The following is a 16,857-nucleotide window of genomic DNA, read 5'->3' on the forward strand; positions in this document are numbered from 1 at the left end:
TTTGGTGTCTTTCCCGTGATGCCCATTGACGTGATCGCATTCGTCAAGTTCTGTCAACAAAACTCGCCCAAGGCAGGAGCCCAAAATGCCCCATTCAGATCCGGCCTTCAGCCGCGCCGAGTATGACCGCAGATTGGCAAAGACCCGCGCTGCCATGGCAGCAGCAGGTTTGGATGCCCTGTTTGTCGAAGATCCTTCGAACATGGCATGGCTGACGGGCTATGACGGCTGGTCATTCTATGTGCATCAAGGTGTTCTGGTCCTGCACGACGCCGACCCGGTCTGGTGGGGTCGCAATCAAGACGCAAATGGCGCGCGCCGAACTGTTTGGATGACGAGTGATCGAATCCGCGGTTATGCGGACGAATACGTGCAATCCACCGTGCGTCATCCAATGCAGGATTTGGCCGCATTGATTACGGATGCCGGTATTGCCAAGGGGCGTATTGGTGTTGAGCTGGACAATTATTACTACTCAGCCAAGGCACACCTGACATTGCTGGCAGAGCTGCCCGAAGCACAGCTTGTCGACGCAAACGCTTTGGTCAACTGGCAGCGTGCGGTTAAATCCGATGAAGAAATCGCGCTGATGCGAAAAGCGGCCCGCATATCCGAGCATGTAACTGACGGCGTATTGGAACGCATTGAACCGGGTATGCGCAAGAACGACCTCGTCGCGCAAATCTACCATGACGCAGTCACCGGAGTTGGCGACGATTGGGGCGATTACGCGGCCATTGTGCCCCTGCTCCCGTCCGGCCCGGATGCCGCCGCACCGCACCTGACTTGGGATGGTGAACCATTCAGATCCGGAGAGTGTACATTTTTCGAACTGTCAGGCTGCTATCGCCGTTACCACGCGCCCTTCTGCCGCTCGGTCTTTTTGGGTAAGCCACCCGATTATTTGCTTCGTGCTGAAGCCGCTCTGGTCGAAGGGCTTGAAGCGGGACTAGAGGCCGCGCGTGCTGGCAACCAGGCGCGTGATATTGCGTTGGCTCTGGCTGCCCCGCTGGAACGAGCGGGTATCGAGCGCGGCGCGCGATGCGGTTATCCGATTGGCCTGAGTTATCCGCCGGACTGGGGTGAACGCACGATATCCCTGCGCCCCGAGGATGAGACAGTGCTGGAACCTGGCATGACCTTTCACTTCATGCCCGGCCTCTGGATGGATGATTGGGGGTTGGAGATCACTGAGCCGATCCTCATCACAGATTCCGGACCTGCCGAATGTTTCTGCGACCGCCCCAGAAAGCTGTTTGTGAAGCCATGACTTTACCCAGAACCATTGAAATACTAGCCGACCTGATCGCTTTTGAGACGGTGTCAGCGGACTCGAATCTGGAAATGATCAGCTATCTGACCGAACGGCTCGAGGCATTGGGTGCACGGTGTATCGAGACGCGGGACAAGACCGGTGCAAAGGCGAACGTGTTTGCCACCCTCGGCCCCGATCAACCCGGCGGCATCCTTTTGTCAGGCCATACGGACGTGGTGCCAGTGGCCGATCAGGATTGGACAACCGATCCGTTCCAGATGGCTGAAAATGACGGCAAGCTCTACGGTCGCGGCACATGCGACATGAAGGGCTTCATCGCAGCGGCGGTGGCTTTCGGCGAAACGCTGGATGTGGACAAGCTGACACAGCCGCTGCACTTTGCCTTTACTTACGACGAGGAAGTCGGCTGCCTTGGTGCGCAAACCCTAGTCGACGACCTGTCTGAACGTGGCATCGTTCCGGACATCGCCATCATCGGCGAGCCGACCGAGATGCGCGTGATAGAGGGGCACAAGGGCTGCTTTGAATATACCACCCGCTTCTCGGGTCTAGAGGGACACAGCTCTGCCCCCGATGACGGGGTGAATGCTGCGGAATATGCCGCGCGCTATATCGGCAAACTGCTGGAGTTGCGCCATATCCTCAAGTCCCGCGCACCCGCCGACAGCCGGTTCGAGCCGCCTTGGACGACGGTCAATATCGGCCAAATTTCGGGCGGCGTTGCCCACAACGTCATAGCCAGCAAGGCCGAGGTCTTGTGGGAGATGCGCCCAGTGCAGGCAAGTGACGCCGACCTCGTCAAAAAGACCCTTTCGGACTACGTAGAGCATTCTTTGCTGCCGGAGATGCAAGCGGTGCACAGCGACTCGAGTATCACGCAAGAGGCTATCGCCGAGGTCGAAGGTCTTGAACCCATGGAAGAAAACGCGGCCCGTGATCTGGTGGCCGAACTGACCGGCGCGAATGGCAGTGGCGTTGTCGCCTTTGCGACCGAGGCCGGGCTGTTCCAGAAACTGGGCGTTCACGCAATTGTCTGCGGGCCGGGTTCAATCGCACAGGCCCACAAGGCAGACGAGTTCCTTGAAATCGAACAGCTGGACCTGTGCTGCAGAATGCTGACCCGATTGGGTCAGCGCCTGACCCGTTAACCGGTACCGTGCGTGCGGTCGTATCTTGACCGACCCGGTTGCACATGTGCAGCCCGCGCTTCTTCGCCGGGATCGTAAACTTCCATCAGCAACGGATAGCAGGCGGCCGCGTCTGACGAATGCTCTGACGAACAATCCCCTCCGGGACACGCAGACAGGCCAACGATCAGGTCAATCTCAGCGTAGAACTCGAGATAATCGCCTGGACGCACCGGGCTGGCCTTCATGAAATACTGGCCCGTATCGCGGGTAAATCCGGTGCACATGAACACGTTCAGCACGTCATGCACCAGCATTTCGGCCTCATGCAGCGGCAGGTCGCAATGGCCGGCCAGCGCGCGGGTCAGGTTCGAATGACAGCAATAGTGATAGTCATCCCCCGAAAGCAAACGCCCGGTATATGGATCACACCGCGTGCCGATCACATCATGGACCGAGCCGCCATAGGCATCGAACCCGTACCAATCCAGCGTATCGGCAATGATCGTCGCCATCGGTCGCATGTTGGGAAAGCTCGACCACATCCGGTCGCCGGTAGACAGATGCGTGCCATGAAGCGCACGTGTTTTGCCGGAAAAGAACCGCTCGGTCAGGTCATGCTTGTTCCACATGTTCAGGTCACCGACCTGAGGGCCATCGACCGAAACCACCCTGACGAAAGCGCCAGCCGGAACATCAATGCAAGCCGCGTCACGCGGGGCAGCAGTGGCCTCGGCCACTTTTACGGCACCTTCGCGCAGTTGGCCCAAACCAATCAGATCAGGCTGCTGCAACGAGTCCGGCGGGTAGCAGATTACTGGGGCAATGGCCTTGCGGTCGGCGGCATCGGCCGGTGGTGGGAAGTTCGGTTTTGTCAGTTTCATGTGCCCCTCACTTCCCTCCAGAAATCCCTGCTTTGCCGAATCTTTAACGCATTATAAAGGGGTTCGCCATCGGCTCTTGCGCGGTGCTGATCCAGGTTGTCTTGGTTCTGGTGTAATCCAGTATTGCCTCAACACCCGCCTCGCGACCATATCCCGACTGATTGAACCCGCCGAACGGCGCAATGGGTGAGATCGCGCGATAGGTGTTCACCCAGCAGATACCGGCCCGGACCCGTTTTGACACACGGTGCGCGCGCGCAAGGTTCTGCGTGAACACGCCCGAGCCCAACCCGTAAGGGGTGCTGTTTGCCAGCGCGATAGCCTCTTCTTCGGTATCGAATGGCAGCAAGGACATCACCGGCCCGAACATTTCGATTTTCAACGTTTCGGTTGCGGGTGACGCGCATTCTACCAAGGTGGGGTTCATGTAGTTGCCGGGACGGTCGGCAGCATTTCCCCCGAAGTGGATCGTCGCGCCCTGCCCTCGCGCTTTACTCAAGGTCTCTTCGATCTTGCGCACCTGTGCCGCCGTGCAAAGCGGACCAACATGCGTTTCCGGCTGCAAAGGATCACCCAACCGGATGGCGCTGGCTTTTTCGGCGATCCGCTCGACCAGAGGCCCAAGGATAGACCGATGCACCAGTCCGCGCGTTCCCGCCACACAACTCTGACCGGATGCGCCGAAGTTACCTGCGATCAGACCGTTTGCTGCACCGTCCATATCGGCGTCCTCAAACACGAGGATCGGGGATTTCCCACCCAATTCCAATGACGTGACCGCAAAGTTCTCAGCCGAGTTTCGCACCACATGGCGGGCGGTCTCTGGCCCGCCGGTAAAAGCAATTCGGTCGACATCAGGATGGCGGGTCAGTGGAATTGCACAGTTTTCGGCGTCACCGGTGATGACCGACACAACGCCGGACGGGAACCCAGCCTGTTCAATCAGCTTGGCGAATTCCAGCATGGGTGCGGGCGCGATTTCCGATGCTTTCAGCACCACGGAACACCCGGCAGCCAACGCCGGGCCCAGCTTGGTCGCGGTCAGGAACATCTGGGCATTCCACGGCACGATCGCGGCCACGACTCCAATCGGTTCTCGTGAGGTAAAGACATGCATGTCAGGCTTGTCGATGGGCAGGACCGTGCCTTCGATCTTGTCTGCCAGACCCGCATAGTAGCGGTAGTAATCGGCAACATATCCGGTTTGCGCCGAGGTTTCCGCCAACAGCTTTCCGCTGTCGGTCGTCTCCAACTCACCCAGGCGCTTGGCGTTTTCTGCCACCAGATCGGCAAGACGATACAGCAGCTTGCCCCGCTGCGTCTGTGTCATATCCCGCCATTCCGGGTCATCCAGAACCCGTTTGGCGGCGGCGATGGCGAGTTCAACATCACTGGGCGCGGCGCACGCGAATGTGGCCCACCCCTGGCCCGTGGCCGGGTTCTGTGACGTCATCACCTGCGAGGCTGATCCTTCGGTCCAGACGCCGTCAATGAACAGCTGAAAATGCGGTAGGTTTCCCATGGTGGTCCTCACTGAAATGCCGGCATCACGTCGTCGATGAATCGCGCCAAAGAGGCACGCTTACGTTCGTTGGTCATGCCGCTATCGACCCAGAACGAAAACTCGTCATAGCCCAGATCTTCATAGCGCTTGATCCGGTCGATTACCTGTTGCGCGGTCCCAACTGTCAGGTCGCGGCCCAGTTTCTCGCTGGTATACATCGGGTTCGCGTCCATCTCGGCTTCGGTAATCGGCTTGATCAAGCCCTGTTCAACTGGCCGTTTATTCATGAACCATGCACCAAAGTAATTGTAGTAACGGCGCAAATTTTGCACGCCCTGCGCAACATCGTCGTCATCCTTGCCGACATAGGTGTGGTGCAACAACATGATCTTGGGGCGCGGCCCCTCGTAGCTGTCACAGGCATCGTTGAAACGCCCCATCAGGGTCTCGATCTCTTCCATACCCTGCCACAGCGGGGTGACCTGAATATTGAATCCGTTGTGAACGCCGAATTCGTGGCTGTTAGGATCCCGCGCTGCGATCCAGATTGGCGGGCCGTCCTCCTGATATGGCTTCGGTGCCGAAGTTGCCGCCGGAAACTCATAGAACTCGCCTTCATGGGCACAATCGCCCTTCCAGATCTGAGGCAACAGCGGGGTGGACTCGCGCATGCGCTGCCCCGCCTCCCAAGCGTCCATTCCCGGCATCAGACGTTCGTATTCATAGGAATACGCACCGCGCGCGATCCCCAACTCGATACGCCCTTTCGTCATCTGATCCGCTGCGGCGGCCTCACCTGCCAGTTTGATCGGATGCCAGAACGGCGCAATTACCGTTCCGGTGCCCAACCGCACATTGCGCGTGTGATGCGCCAGATCGACCAGCGACAGAAACGGGTTGGGGGCAATGGTGAACTCCATCCCGTGATGTTCACCTGTCCAAACCGCCCGCATGCCCCCGTCATCAGCCATCTTCACCAGGCTCACGAATTCATCATACAGTACATCGTGAGGCTGATCCGGGGTCAGACGTTCCACGTGGGCAAACAGTGAAAACTCCATCAAATGGCTCCTTTACCGAAACTGTGAATTTCGCCGCGCTCGGCATCACCGAGATACAGCCCGAAAACGCCTTCGCGGGCTTCAAGGGCGTAGCGGGTTATCATGTGGTGCAAACTTTTGCTGGCATAGGTCAGATCGGCCAGATCGCCGATGTCTACCCATTCGGCATTGTCCGTCTGGGTGGTCTGACCGCAGGACGCCAGAAAGAACGTATAGTGCAGGTTCGTTTCGGCATCGTTGAACGAAGAATAGACCTGTTCGATCTGCGCCTGAATGCCCCGATCGGAAAGGCCCTGTGCCAGCCTGTTGCGTTGCCCCCCGGGTTCCGCACCGGCGATTTGAACCGGGCGAAATGCGCCTTCGTAGCGTTCCAGAAGAACTTTGCCATTTGCCGCAACAATCGCGCCGCAGATTGTTGGAACCTGCGCGTCCATCTCACGCTCGAGCTCAAGACTGAAGTACGATCCGTTCACGTAACCCAAACCGTTTCCGCCAATATGGGTGAACTCTGTGACACGGCCAATCAGAACCGTGTGGTCGCCTGCGGGCAGCGCCTGATGCGTTTCACAGCTGAACTGCGCCAGCGCGCCATCGATCAGCGGCAAGCCATTGGCTCCGTCGCGATGCGCCACCCGACCAAATCGGTCGCCTTTGAAACTTGCGAAAGTGTTGGAGACGCCCTGCTGCCCATCTGCCAGAACATTCACCGCAAATTGTGTGCATCCGGCAAAGGTATCGTGGCTGGACAGAAACCTGCCGGGACACACCAACAACAAAGGCGGATCAAGCGACACGGACGTGAAGGAGTTTGCCGTGAACCCGACCGGATTGCCGGAAAAATCCCGGGTCGTCACAACCGTCACGCCAGTCATGAAGTTACCGAATGCATCACGCAGGGCGCGAGTGTCAATCTCGGTCATGGCAGGCACCTCCGAACGAACTCAAGCAAATTGGCGTTAACGTCAACCGGGTGCGTCATGGGCATCATGTGAGCGGCGTTCGGAACAATTTCGACACGCCCATTTGTCACCTTCTGCGCCATGTCCTGTGACATGCCGGGTGTCGAATTCGGCTCGTCCGCGCCCGTCATAAACAGTGCCGGGCATTTGATTTGCCCCAGTTGCGCGTCAGTCGGCCCATCGCTTTCGGCAAAGACGGTATAGGCCGCTTTGTATGCGCCCGGATCGACATTTTTCAGCCAACGCGAACAGGCTTCTCCTTCTTTAGAAACCTGATCTCCGAACCAACGCTGCAAGGTCACGGTGGGATCGTTCATGGCCGAAGCATCTAGTGCCGCCGCGCGGTTCGTGACAGCCGCACGCGCTTCGGGTGTCCGGCCATATATAGCATTCAACGCGGCAACGCCTCTCACCTGATTATGACCCGATGCCGCAATGCTCAAAGCAATCAACGCCCCCATGGAATGCCCTATCAGAACAGCAGGCTCGGTCAATCGGGCCGCGATAGGGTTGGCGTATCCATCCAGCCCAATAGCACCTTGGAACGGGGTTTCTCCGTGCCCGGGCATATCCGGACACAGAACACGATACCCGGCGGCAGACAGCGCATCGATCTGCGCGCCCCAGGCTTCGGCCCGCAAGCCAACGCCATGGAGCAGAACCACAAGCGGGCCTTCGCCTTCGTCTATCGCGGCGGGCCCGCCGTTGTCAGACCGAGGCCGGGTTGTCCACGTCATGGCCCAAATCCTTCAAGTCCTGATAACGGTCGCCAATACGATGATGCGGACGGCCCGAGGTTGCTCCGCCCAAAACCACGACGATCTCATCCGCACGGGGCGCGTCGGGGATGGCGAATTGCAGCGTCAGATAGTGTGACCGGCGGCCCGCATCATTCTTGTCCATCAGAGGCACCATGATCGGTGTGTTCGCCGGGCCCCGGGTGTTGGTGAATGAAAGATAGGATTTGGCGTCAACCGCCTGCCGGAAGATGTTCCCAAAATGCAGCGTGTGGATCAGGCCCGAGGCATGCTCGACCTCTCCGTCCAGCCCCACAACCGCTGCCTTGCCATAAGCCTCAATCGCCTCACCGCTTCCGGCCAGCGCGATCATCCTGTCGGTCAGTTCTTGTCCCAGGATCGGACCATAGGCCAAAATTTCGGGCCGCAGATCTTCGACGAAACGCCCGGCCCAAGGGTTCGTGACAACCGCTGCCACTGCGAACATGCGCCACGCCCGTTCGGCTTTGCGATATCCTTCGATCAGAACTTCTTCGTCGAAGGTCACTATTTTACGAATTTCCGGCTGCACGATATCCCCCAATCTTGAGTACGAGAAATATCTTTGATTGGCCGGCACTTTGACAAACGAAAGAAGTTGGGTCTTAGGTATTAATGAAACTACTAGGTCGGTTGCACATGCCCAAAACACTGCCCCCCCTTACATGGTTCAGGTCGTTCGAGGCTGCGGCCAGAAGGCTGAGTTCAACTGCTGCAGCGGATGAAATCGGATTGACCCAATCCGCCGTAAGCCAGCAAATCAGGTCGCTGGAATCCCGGCTTGGCGTCGTCCTGTTTCATCGGCATCCGCGTGGTCTTTCTTTGACGGATGAAGGGCGAAAGCTGCTGCCGCAGGTCGAAGCCGCACTGCAATTGCTGCAATCCGCCGCCTCTCCGTATTTGGCAGAGGAACGGGCCAGACACGTTACTGTTGCGGCCTCGATCAGTATCATCGAGTGGTTAATTTCCCCTGCCCTGCCCCAGTTTCGCGACCAAAACCCAGACACGTCCATTCGCTTTGTCAGCACGATCTGGCCGGACGAATACTCGGCCCTGCGCGCCGATGTCGAAATCCGGTTCGGGTCGGAAAAACAGGTCGGGCGGGATGCAAAACCGTTACTGCCGAATGACCTGATCGTGGTAAAAGCACCTGGCTTGGTTGGCGCTTTTGAGGACTTGCCGTTGATCGAGGCCGTGGGAACGTCGGACAACTGGTCCACCTGGGCGGAAGTCACCGGTCATAAAATCCATACCCCGGCCTATTATGTCGATTCTTACGGGCTCGCCTTGCAATTGGCGGCTTCGGGAAACGGCGTGGCCTTGGTGAATGCCCTTATTGCCGATCACGCTCTGCAAACCGGACAGGTCGCGCGTGCTTTCGATGAGACTGCTCCAGCGGCCGAAGGGTACTTTCTGGCCGTGCAGCGCGCATCACCCGAGGTTGACGCCTTTGTATCATGGTTTTCACAATTAGTTCCCGGCCCGGCACACCAAAGGGTCTGATTCAGACACACCAATGTCGCATCTGAGGATATTACTGAGCAGGAAAATAGTGAATTCTGGCAAAAAAGGTCCGATTCATGCGATATTCAGGCTTTCGAGTCATCAAAGAGGCGCTTACCGGCCACAAAGGGTGGAAACCGGTCTGGCGTGACCCCGAACCCAAAGCTCATTACGACATTGTCGTCATAGGCGGTGGTGGTCATGGGCTGGCAACCGCCCATTATCTGTCCAAGGTCTACGGTCATCGAAATGTCGCAGTTGTCGAAAAGGGCTGGATCGGCGGAGGCAATGTCGGGCGGAACACGACGATCGTTCGCTCGAACTATATGCTGGACGGGAATGAGCCGTTCTATGAATTCTCGATGAAACTGTGGGAAGGGCTTGAACAAGACCTGAACTACAACGCCATGATGAGCCAGCGCGGAATACTCAACCTGTTCCACACGGATGGTCAGCGCGACGCTTATACGCGGCGCGGCAATGCGATGATCCTGCACGGTGCAGATGCCGAATTGCTGGATGCCGATCAGGTACGCAAAGAACACCCCTATCTGAATTTCGACGACGCGCGTTTCCCGATCAAAGGCGGTCTGGCCCAGCGGCGGGGCGGCACCGCGCGCCATGATGCGGTGGCCTGGGGCTTTGCCCGGTCCGCGGACAGCCACGGTGTCGACATCATCCAGAATTGCGAAGTCACTGGTCTGCGTATCGAGAACGGCAAATGCCTGGGCGTCGAAACCTCAAAGGGCTTTATCGGGGCTAACAAGGTCGGCTGCGCTGTTGCCGGTAACTCGGGCCGGGTGATGAACATGGCGGGCATGCGCCTACCGATCGAAAGCCACGTGTTGCAGGCCTTTGTGTCCGAGGGCCTGAAGCCGGTTCTGCCCAGCGTCATCACCTATGGGGCCGGACATTTCTATGTCAGCCAGTCCGACAAAGGCGGGCTGGTCTTTGGCGGTGATATCGACGGCTATAACACCTACGCCCAACGTGGAAATCTACCCGTGGTCGAGGATGTCTGCGAGGGCGGCGTCTCGTTGATGCCGATGATCGGCCGCTCACGTCTGCTGCGTATGTGGGGCGGTGTTATGGACATGTCGATGGATGGCTCACCCATCATCGACCGCACACCCGTCGAGGGTCTCTATTTCAATGGTGGCTGGTGCTATGGCGGGTTCAAGGCGACCCCGGCGTCCGGTTACTGTTTTGCGCATCTGTTGGCGCAGGACGAACCGCACTCTACCGCCACGGCCTATCGCTTCGACCGGTTCCGCACGGGCCGGATGATCGACGAAAAAGGCGTGGGCAACCAGCCCAACCTGCATTGAGGGGAGCACAACAATGATTATCAACCATCCCCTTCTGGGCCCGCGCGACGCATCTGAGTTCACCTATCTGGGTGACGCGTCACTGATCAACCGCCCGGACTGGCAGGCCGAAGACGCGGCGGAAGCGTTCTATGAATACGGGTATCTGCGCGACAATCCCGCAGGCGAGCATCAAGAACTGTGGTATCATGAGGCTGGCGACCGGTCGTGGCTGGTCGTGACCCGCGACACCACCACTCATGAGATTTCCAAGGTAGAACTGGCCCGCGATGTGGCCCGCGCGCGGGGGCGATCCAAATGACGCAATCCAACAGGCTGAGCGGTGGCCAGATCGACCGCAACACCACAGTGAACTTCCAGTTCGACAACCACAACTATACCGCCCATCCCGGCGATACGCTGGGTTCGGCTTTGCTGGCCAATGACGTGCGGTTGATCGGACGCTCGTTCAAGTATCACCGCCCGCGCGGCCTGCTGACCGCCGGATCCGAGGAGCCCAACGGCATTGTCGAGCTGCGCTCTGGCAACCGGCAGGAACCCAACACACGTGCCACCACGACGGAGATGTTTGACGGGCTTGAGGCGCAATCGCAGAACCGTTGGCCCAGCCTGAAGTTCGATGCGCTTGGCGTAAACGATCTGTTCTCGAATTTCCTGTCCGCCGGGTTTTACTACAAGACCTTCATGTGGCCGGCAGCTTTTTGGGAAAAAGTCTATGAGCCGATCATCCGTCGCGCTGCCGGCCTTGGCTCATTGTCGATGGAGGCTGATCCCGACGAATATGACAAGGGGTTCCGCCATTGCGATCTGCTGATCATCGGCGCGGGTCCATCGGGCTTGATGGCAGCCCTGACCGCAGGACGCGCGGGTGCGGACGTTATTCTGGCTGATGAGGATTTTCGGTTCGGCGGACGTCTCAACAGCGAGACATTCTCGGTTGGCGATCAAAGCAGCAGCGATTGGGCCGAGCAGGCCGTCGCGGAACTGTCATCAATGCCCAACGTCCGGCTGATGGCCAGAACCACTGTTATCGGCGCCTTCGACCACGGCATCTACGGCGCTGTAGAACGCACCGGAGATCACGTGGCCACCCTGCCCGCAGGTAAACCGCGCCAGATCTTATGGCGCATTTACACCAAGAAGGCATTGCTGTGTGCGGGGTCGACTGAACGCCCCATCGCGTTCGAAAACAACGACCGCCCTGGCATCATGATGGCCAGCGCCTTGCGAACCTATGCCAATCGGTTCGCGGCCACGGCCTCTCAGCGCGTGGCGATCTTTACCAACAACGACGACGGTCACCGCACCGCTGCCGATCTGCATGCCAAGGGCGTTCACGTTTGCGCCGTCATTGATGTGCGCGAGGATGCTCCGGTCAACTACGATTACGAAGTCCTGAGCGGCGCACAGGTTGTGAATACCAAGGGACGCCTTGGTCTGACCTTTGTCGAAGTTGCCCTGCCCGACGGTTCAACCCGCACGCTGGAATGCGGCGCGCTGGGCGTTTCGGGTGGTTGGAACCCGAATGTCCACCTAACCTGCCATCAGCGCGGGCGTCCGGTCTGGAACGACGATCTGGCCGCCTTTGTGCCCGGTCCAAATCTGCCCGTCGGATTGACTGTCGCGGGCGCAGCGAACGGAGTGATGTCTACGCAAGGTGCATTGCAATCCGGTGCTGAGGCTGCCGCAGCAGCGCTGGAGCTGAGCGTTGCTCAGCCCGTCTTGCCCGAGGCCGAGGATGCTCCGATCGCGCAGAAACCGTTCTGGTATGTCGAAGGCTGCAAACGCGCTTGGCTGGACCAGCAAAATGACGTGACCGTCAAGGACGTCAAACTCAGCTATCAGGAAGGGTTCCGGTCAGTTGAACACCTGAAACGCTATACCACGCTTGGCATGGCGACTGATCAGGGCAAGACCTCGAACATCAGCGCATTGGCTATCATGGCCGAGGTGGCCGGAAAATCGATCCCTGAAACAGGGACAACCATTTTCCGCCCGCCTTACACGCCTGTTCCGATCAGCACTTTCGCCGGTCGGATGAAGGGACAAGAATTCCACCCCACGCGCCTGACGCCCTCGCATTATTGGGCCAAGGAGAGGGACGCAGTGTTTGTCGAGGTTGGCAACTGGCTGCGCGCGCAGTGGTTCCCCCTGCCGGGTGAGACTCATTGGCGTGAATCAGTGGACCGCGAAGTGCGCCAGACCCGCGCCTCCGTCGGGGTGTGCGACTGTACGACACTAGGAAAAATCGACGTGCAGGGCGCGGACGCGGCTGATTTCCTGAACCGCGTCTACGCGAACGGTTTCGCCAAGCTTCCCGTGGGTAAAACCCGCTATGGCCTGATGCTTCGCGAAGACGGCATGGTGATGGATGATGGCACAGCCGCGCGTCTGGCCGAGGATCATTTTGTCGTCACAACGACCACGGCCAACGCGGTAAATGTCTATCGTCACATGGAATTTGTGCGGCAGTGCTTGTTCCCGGATATGGATGTGCAGCTAATCTCGACCACGGAATCCTGGGCGCAATATGCTGTCGCTGGTCCCAATTCGCGCAAGCTGTTGCAAAAGATCGTCGACCCTGAATTCGACATTTCAAACCACGCGTTCCCTTTCATGGGCTGTGGCAACATTACGGTCTGCGGCGGGTTGCGCGCGCGGCTGTTCCGGATCTCGTTCTCGGGAGAGTTGGCGTTTGAAATCGCGGTGCCCTCACGCCATGGCGACGCCCTGATGCGGCGCTTGATGGCAGAGGGTGAGGAATTTGACGTAGTCCCCTATGGCACCGAAGCGCTGGGCGTCATGCGGATCGAAAAGGGCCACGCGGCCGGCAACGAACTGAATGGCACCACAACGGCATTGAATCTTGGATTGGGCAAGATGGTGTCGAAAAAGAAAGACAGCATCGGATCGACCCTGTCCGAACGAGAGGCCTTGGTAGAACCCGATGTCCTGCGGTTGGTCGGGATCAAACCGGTATCGCCCGAAGAAAAAGTCACCGCTGGTGGCCATTTGATGAACACGACCGGCCCGGTGGATGCCGCGCACGATCAGGGCTATGTCACTTCGGCTGCCTATTCCCCCATTCTGAACAGCAATATCGGGCTGGGTCTTTTGAAGGACGGCGCAAACCGGATGGGCGAGAAAATGCGCCTTGTGTCCCCATTGACCGATCTGACCGTCGAAGTCGAAATCGTATCGGCCCATTTCGTTGACCCCGAAGGAGAGCGTCTGCGTGCATGATTTAATTGCAATAACCGCATTGGGCGGGTCCGAGCCGCAGGTCGACACTGTTGGCGGGATTACGTGCCGGGAAGTTCCGGGCGTCGCGCTGGCATCCGTCGCCGCGCGGATGGGACAGGAAACCAAAGCCAGCAAAGCCCTGGCGAAACTGATCGGTGCCCCTGCACCTGGTATCGGCCAATATGCCGGTGACACTGTCACTGCCTTTTGGGCCGGTCCGGATCAGTGGATGATCGAGGCGCCTTTTGACACGCACGAAGAGCTTGCTGATCAGGTGAAGTCCGCTTTGGGCGGTACCGCGTCGGTGACAGAACAGACCGACGGGTGGACACGGTTCGACCTGAACGGTGATCAGATTCCGGCTGTGTTGGAACTGTTATCTATGCTGGACCTGCGCAATATCGATGCGGGCAGCGTCGCCCGTTGCTCAATTCACCACATTGGCTGCTTTGTTCTCTGTCGGTCAGATGAAGCGTTCAGCATTTATGGCCCCCGCTCATCCGCCGGGTCGTTGCATCATGCCATCGTCACTGCAATGCGGTCGGCGTTGTAAGGCAACGTCAGACTGACGGCAGCGGCGCGTTACCTTCGACACGGAAGCGGTTGATTCTGCGACGGTCTTCGCTGGGGCTTAGCCCAAAGGCCGACCGATAATGCGTAACAAGCGGCGCCACTGATCCATACCCGATTGCAGCCGCGATATCTGCGATCGGGTCCTTGGTATAGACCACCATCTGCCGCGCCGCCTTCATGCGCATGGCGCGATAATAGTGGCTGGGGCTTTGGCCTGTCGCCTGCTTAAAGGCGCGTTCCACCTGGCGTGGCGTGACCCCGATTTGCTGTGCGGCCTCTGCGATGGAAATCGGATCGCTCATATGACCGGCGAACAGGTCGACGCAGCGCGACACCAACGGCGGAAGGCTGTCGCCAGTTTCCGGCGCAGTCGTGGTGGGAACCTGTTGCCGCACACCTGCCCCGCGCATCATCGGATGTTGAAACCAGCAGGCGACCTCATGCGCGACGTCGCCGCCCAGCCGATCCTCGATCAGATGCAGGGCCAGATCGAACCCGGCAGCAGCACCGGCTGCGGTGTAGCGCGTGGCCGTTTTCACGATCACCTCGCTACGCGAGTCGACTTCGGGAAACTCAGCCAGAAATGCGGCCTCATAGCACCAATGGACGGAAACAGGTTGCCCCCCCATCACCCCGGACCGGACCAATGGGAAAACCCCACCGCTAATCCCGCCCAAAACGGTGCCATGCCGTCCGAGACTCCGTAGAGCACCGTTGCCAACGGTTGTATTGTCAAAGCCGGACGTTGGGCTACTGAGAAGGAATAAAATGTCGATATCCTTGCAGTCGGCCAGAGACTTCTCGGCCTCGAACCGTACACCTGCGCTGGATTTTACTTTCTGTTGGCGCTCGGACAGCAGCGACCAGCAAAACGCCTCTTGTCCGGCGATTTCATTGGCCGCCCGCAACGGCTCGATCACCGAAGTCAGGCAGGCCATGGGAAAGCCGTCAAACAGCAAAAAGCCGATTTTGATTCTGTCTTCATTGCGCATAAGGCTGTTCTAGCAAGATTTCCACAACTGCCATATGCGAAGTTCATGCCCACCGGATCAAGCCGATGATCGCCGAGGCCGCATAAAACCCCTGCAACAACAGGAACGTCCAGCGGCGATCAATCACGGCCCAGGCCGCAAACAGGCCCGAGGACAGTAACAACAGGGCAAACCCGAACAGCTCGGCCCCTGTATTAGACGCGATCAACAAGGCATAGGCCATGGCCAGAACCGATCCAGTGATTTCGAATACCGTCGTCAGACCGCGCCGGTCACGGGTTTTGATTTGATCCGTCATAGCTCAGCCCTTTCGCTTCAGGAGATTGATCAGCGGCGTGGGTGTCTGTTTGGGCTGATCTTTAATCGGGAATTGACCGCAGTTTTCCGGCAACTTGTGAACGACGGGAACCTGATCGGTGACCGACCTTTCAAGCACCGGACCCCAAGGTCGTTTAGACAGTCCAAAGCCTGCCAGATCGAACAGGTATTTCCTGTTGCCCTTCGACACCGGCCTCGGAAGCACGTCGCGCCTGCTGTAAGATAATGTGCCGCGAGTAAGAACCGCCGGATAGCCCACACCATGGATTCCGGGGGCCATCCGCGGGGTTTTGATCACTGTGTGGTCCGGGACGAGATGCGGCATGCGAATGCTCCTGAGCTTTGGATTTCCTGACCAGTAGTTCAATACTGGCGCGTGACACAAATGAATGATATTCATGGCTCAATTAAAAACTGTCATGGCTTCACGAATGACCGACCGATTGGAAATTGACGCCCTGCGCGCCCTTCTAGCCATCGCATCCCATGGCGGCGTGACGCGCGCGGCCCAGCATCTGGCGCTGTCGCAATCGGCAGTCAGCCACAAAATCAGACGGTTAGAGCAAGCCCTGGACTGCGATCTGCTGGCACGACGACCCGGTGGCCCTCTGTTCACAGATACAGGTCTGCGCCTGTGCGACTATGCCCGCCGAATATGTGCCATGCACGATGAGGCGCTGGCCAGTTTGGGCAAGAAACCTTTGGCCGGCGCACTCCGGCTGGGCATGACCGAAGACACGGCAACCAGCGACATCGCCCGCATATTGGGCCGTTTCACCCGGCTTTACCCGGACGTTCAGGTCCGAACACGCACCAGTCAAAGTCTAAACGTGCAAGAGTGGTTGAAGGCCGGAGAGTTGGATGTCGCCGTCATGCAAATCTTTCGGCACGATGCGCGGCCAGATGACCTGATCCTGTTCGAGGACACTCTGCACTGGGTAAAATCGCCGGATTTCCAACTGGATACGACAGCACCTGTTCCCTTTCTGTCCTTCGACAGCCAATGTTTCTATCGCAAATGGAGCTTTGGAGATGGGCAGCTGCAAGGGTACCGCTTCGATAACGTATTAGAATGCCCAAGCGCCAATGGCATTCAGTCGGCCGTGCGGTCCGGTTTGGGCGTCGCCCTGTTGAATGGAATGCATGTCACACCGGACATAGAGGTGATCAAAGGCGTATTCCCCGATCCCCCGGCCATCGTTTTTGTCGCGCGTATGCATGTTAAGCGCCGAAACCCTGCCGCGATGGCGCTGGTACAAGAGATTAGCCGCGAGGTTGAAGGCGCCAACCCTTTGAAAGTGGTCAGCTGAGTG

General features: G+C 58.5%; 17 protein-coding genes. 8 read left to right on the forward strand and 9 right to left on the reverse strand.

Annotation, left to right across the window (positions count from 1 at the left end):
• Positions 1–85: 85 nt before the first annotated feature.
• Both DHN12_RS02775 and argE read left to right on the forward strand, forming a co-directional pair.
• On the forward strand, positions 86–1,270 hold the full coding sequence (locus tag DHN12_RS02775; RefSeq protein ID WP_108858776.1) for a M24 family metallopeptidase: 1,185 nt from the start codon (positions 86–88) through the stop codon (positions 1,268–1,270).
• Complete coding sequence (argE, locus tag DHN12_RS02780; RefSeq protein ID WP_108858777.1) at positions 1,267–2,424, forward strand: acetylornithine deacetylase; 1,158 nt, start codon at positions 1,267–1,269, stop codon at positions 2,422–2,424. Before DHN12_RS02775 ends, argE begins: the two co-directional genes overlap by 4 nt.
• Here the strand turns inward: argE and DHN12_RS02785 are convergent.
• From DHN12_RS02785 to DHN12_RS02810, 6 genes are read right to left on the reverse strand one after another with little or no spacing between them, the layout of a single operon-like run.
• Positions 2,421–3,287 (reverse strand): DUF1989 domain-containing protein, encoded by an 867-nt coding sequence (locus DHN12_RS02785; RefSeq protein WP_199913460.1) that lies wholly within the window; start codon positions 3,285–3,287, stop codon positions 2,421–2,423. The two genes, argE and DHN12_RS02785, sit on opposite strands and share 4 nt — an antisense overlap.
• Positions 3,288–3,330: 43 nt before the next feature.
• The gene (locus tag DHN12_RS02790; protein WP_108858778.1) at positions 3,331–4,809 is read right to left on the reverse strand and encodes an aldehyde dehydrogenase; all 1,479 of its coding nucleotides are present in this window, start codon (positions 4,807–4,809) and stop codon (positions 3,331–3,333) included.
• Positions 4,810–4,817: 8 nt separating this feature from the next.
• Positions 4,818–5,852: an LLM class flavin-dependent oxidoreductase gene (locus tag DHN12_RS02795; RefSeq protein ID WP_108858779.1), complete on the reverse strand. Its 1,035-nt coding sequence runs from the start codon at positions 5,850–5,852 to the stop codon at positions 4,818–4,820.
• Entirely contained in the window at positions 5,852–6,772 is a 921-nt protein-coding gene (locus tag DHN12_RS02800) for a flavin reductase family protein (RefSeq protein ID WP_108858780.1), read from the reverse strand. Before DHN12_RS02800 ends, DHN12_RS02795 begins: the two co-directional genes overlap by 1 nt.
• The gene (locus DHN12_RS02805) at positions 6,769–7,548 is read right to left on the reverse strand and encodes an alpha/beta fold hydrolase (protein WP_108858781.1); all 780 of its coding nucleotides are present in this window, start codon (positions 7,546–7,548) and stop codon (positions 6,769–6,771) included. Before DHN12_RS02805 ends, DHN12_RS02800 begins: the two co-directional genes overlap by 4 nt.
• Positions 7,520–8,119 (reverse strand): amino acid synthesis family protein, encoded by a 600-nt coding sequence (locus tag DHN12_RS02810; RefSeq protein ID WP_108859088.1) that lies wholly within the window; start codon positions 8,117–8,119, stop codon positions 7,520–7,522. Before DHN12_RS02810 ends, DHN12_RS02805 begins: the two co-directional genes overlap by 29 nt.
• Before the next feature lie 107 nt (positions 8,120–8,226).
• Here DHN12_RS02810 and DHN12_RS02815 point away from each other — a divergent pair, with 107 nt between their 5' ends.
• From DHN12_RS02815 to DHN12_RS02835, 5 genes are all read left to right on the forward strand, one after another.
• On the forward strand, positions 8,227–9,090 hold the full coding sequence (locus DHN12_RS02815) for a LysR family transcriptional regulator (RefSeq protein WP_159089952.1): 864 nt from the start codon (positions 8,227–8,229) through the stop codon (positions 9,088–9,090).
• Positions 9,091–9,167: 77 nt separating this feature from the next.
• Positions 9,168–10,418, forward strand: a complete 1,251-nt coding sequence (locus DHN12_RS02820; RefSeq protein ID WP_108858783.1) for a sarcosine oxidase subunit beta family protein — start codon at positions 9,168–9,170, stop codon at positions 10,416–10,418.
• A gap of 13 nt (positions 10,419–10,431) precedes the next feature.
• Positions 10,432–10,719 (forward strand): sarcosine oxidase subunit delta, encoded by a 288-nt coding sequence (locus DHN12_RS02825; protein WP_108858784.1) that lies wholly within the window; start codon positions 10,432–10,434, stop codon positions 10,717–10,719.
• Positions 10,716–13,661: a sarcosine oxidase subunit alpha family protein gene (locus tag DHN12_RS02830; RefSeq protein ID WP_108858785.1), complete on the forward strand. Its 2,946-nt coding sequence runs from the start codon at positions 10,716–10,718 to the stop codon at positions 13,659–13,661. The genes DHN12_RS02825 and DHN12_RS02830 overlap by 4 nt, the downstream gene beginning before the upstream one ends.
• On the forward strand, positions 13,654–14,214 hold the full coding sequence (locus DHN12_RS02835) for a sarcosine oxidase subunit gamma (RefSeq protein ID WP_108858786.1): 561 nt from the start codon (positions 13,654–13,656) through the stop codon (positions 14,212–14,214). The genes DHN12_RS02830 and DHN12_RS02835 overlap by 8 nt, the downstream gene beginning before the upstream one ends.
• Positions 14,215–14,221: 7 nt before the next feature.
• Here the strand turns inward: DHN12_RS02835 and DHN12_RS02840 are convergent, their stop codons facing one another.
• The 3 genes from DHN12_RS02840 to DHN12_RS02850 are packed head-to-tail and all read right to left on the reverse strand — an operon-like array spanning position 14,222 to position 15,869.
• A complete protein-coding gene (locus tag DHN12_RS02840; RefSeq protein WP_108858787.1) occupies positions 14,222–15,226 on the reverse strand; it encodes a GlxA family transcriptional regulator in 1,005 nt (334 codons plus the stop codon).
• 43 nt (positions 15,227–15,269) lie between these two features.
• A complete protein-coding gene (locus tag DHN12_RS02845) occupies positions 15,270–15,524 on the reverse strand; it encodes a hypothetical protein (protein ID WP_108858788.1) in 255 nt (84 codons plus the stop codon).
• A gap of 3 nt (positions 15,525–15,527) precedes the next feature.
• Entirely contained in the window at positions 15,528–15,869 is a 342-nt protein-coding gene (locus DHN12_RS02850; protein ID WP_108858789.1) for a hypothetical protein, read from the reverse strand.
• A gap of 73 nt (positions 15,870–15,942) precedes the next feature.
• On the opposite strand from DHN12_RS02850, the gene DHN12_RS02855 reads away from it, so the two are divergent.
• Positions 15,943–16,854 carry a LysR family transcriptional regulator gene (locus tag DHN12_RS02855; RefSeq protein WP_234416531.1) on the forward strand — a complete coding sequence of 304 codons (912 nt, stop codon included), beginning with the start codon at positions 15,943–15,945 and terminating at the stop codon, positions 16,852–16,854.
• Positions 16,855–16,857: the final 3 nt, after the last annotated feature.

Source organism: Ruegeria sp. Alg231-54 (genome assembly GCF_900143525.1).
Lineage (GTDB): Bacteria > Pseudomonadota > Alphaproteobacteria > Rhodobacterales > Rhodobacteraceae > Ruegeria.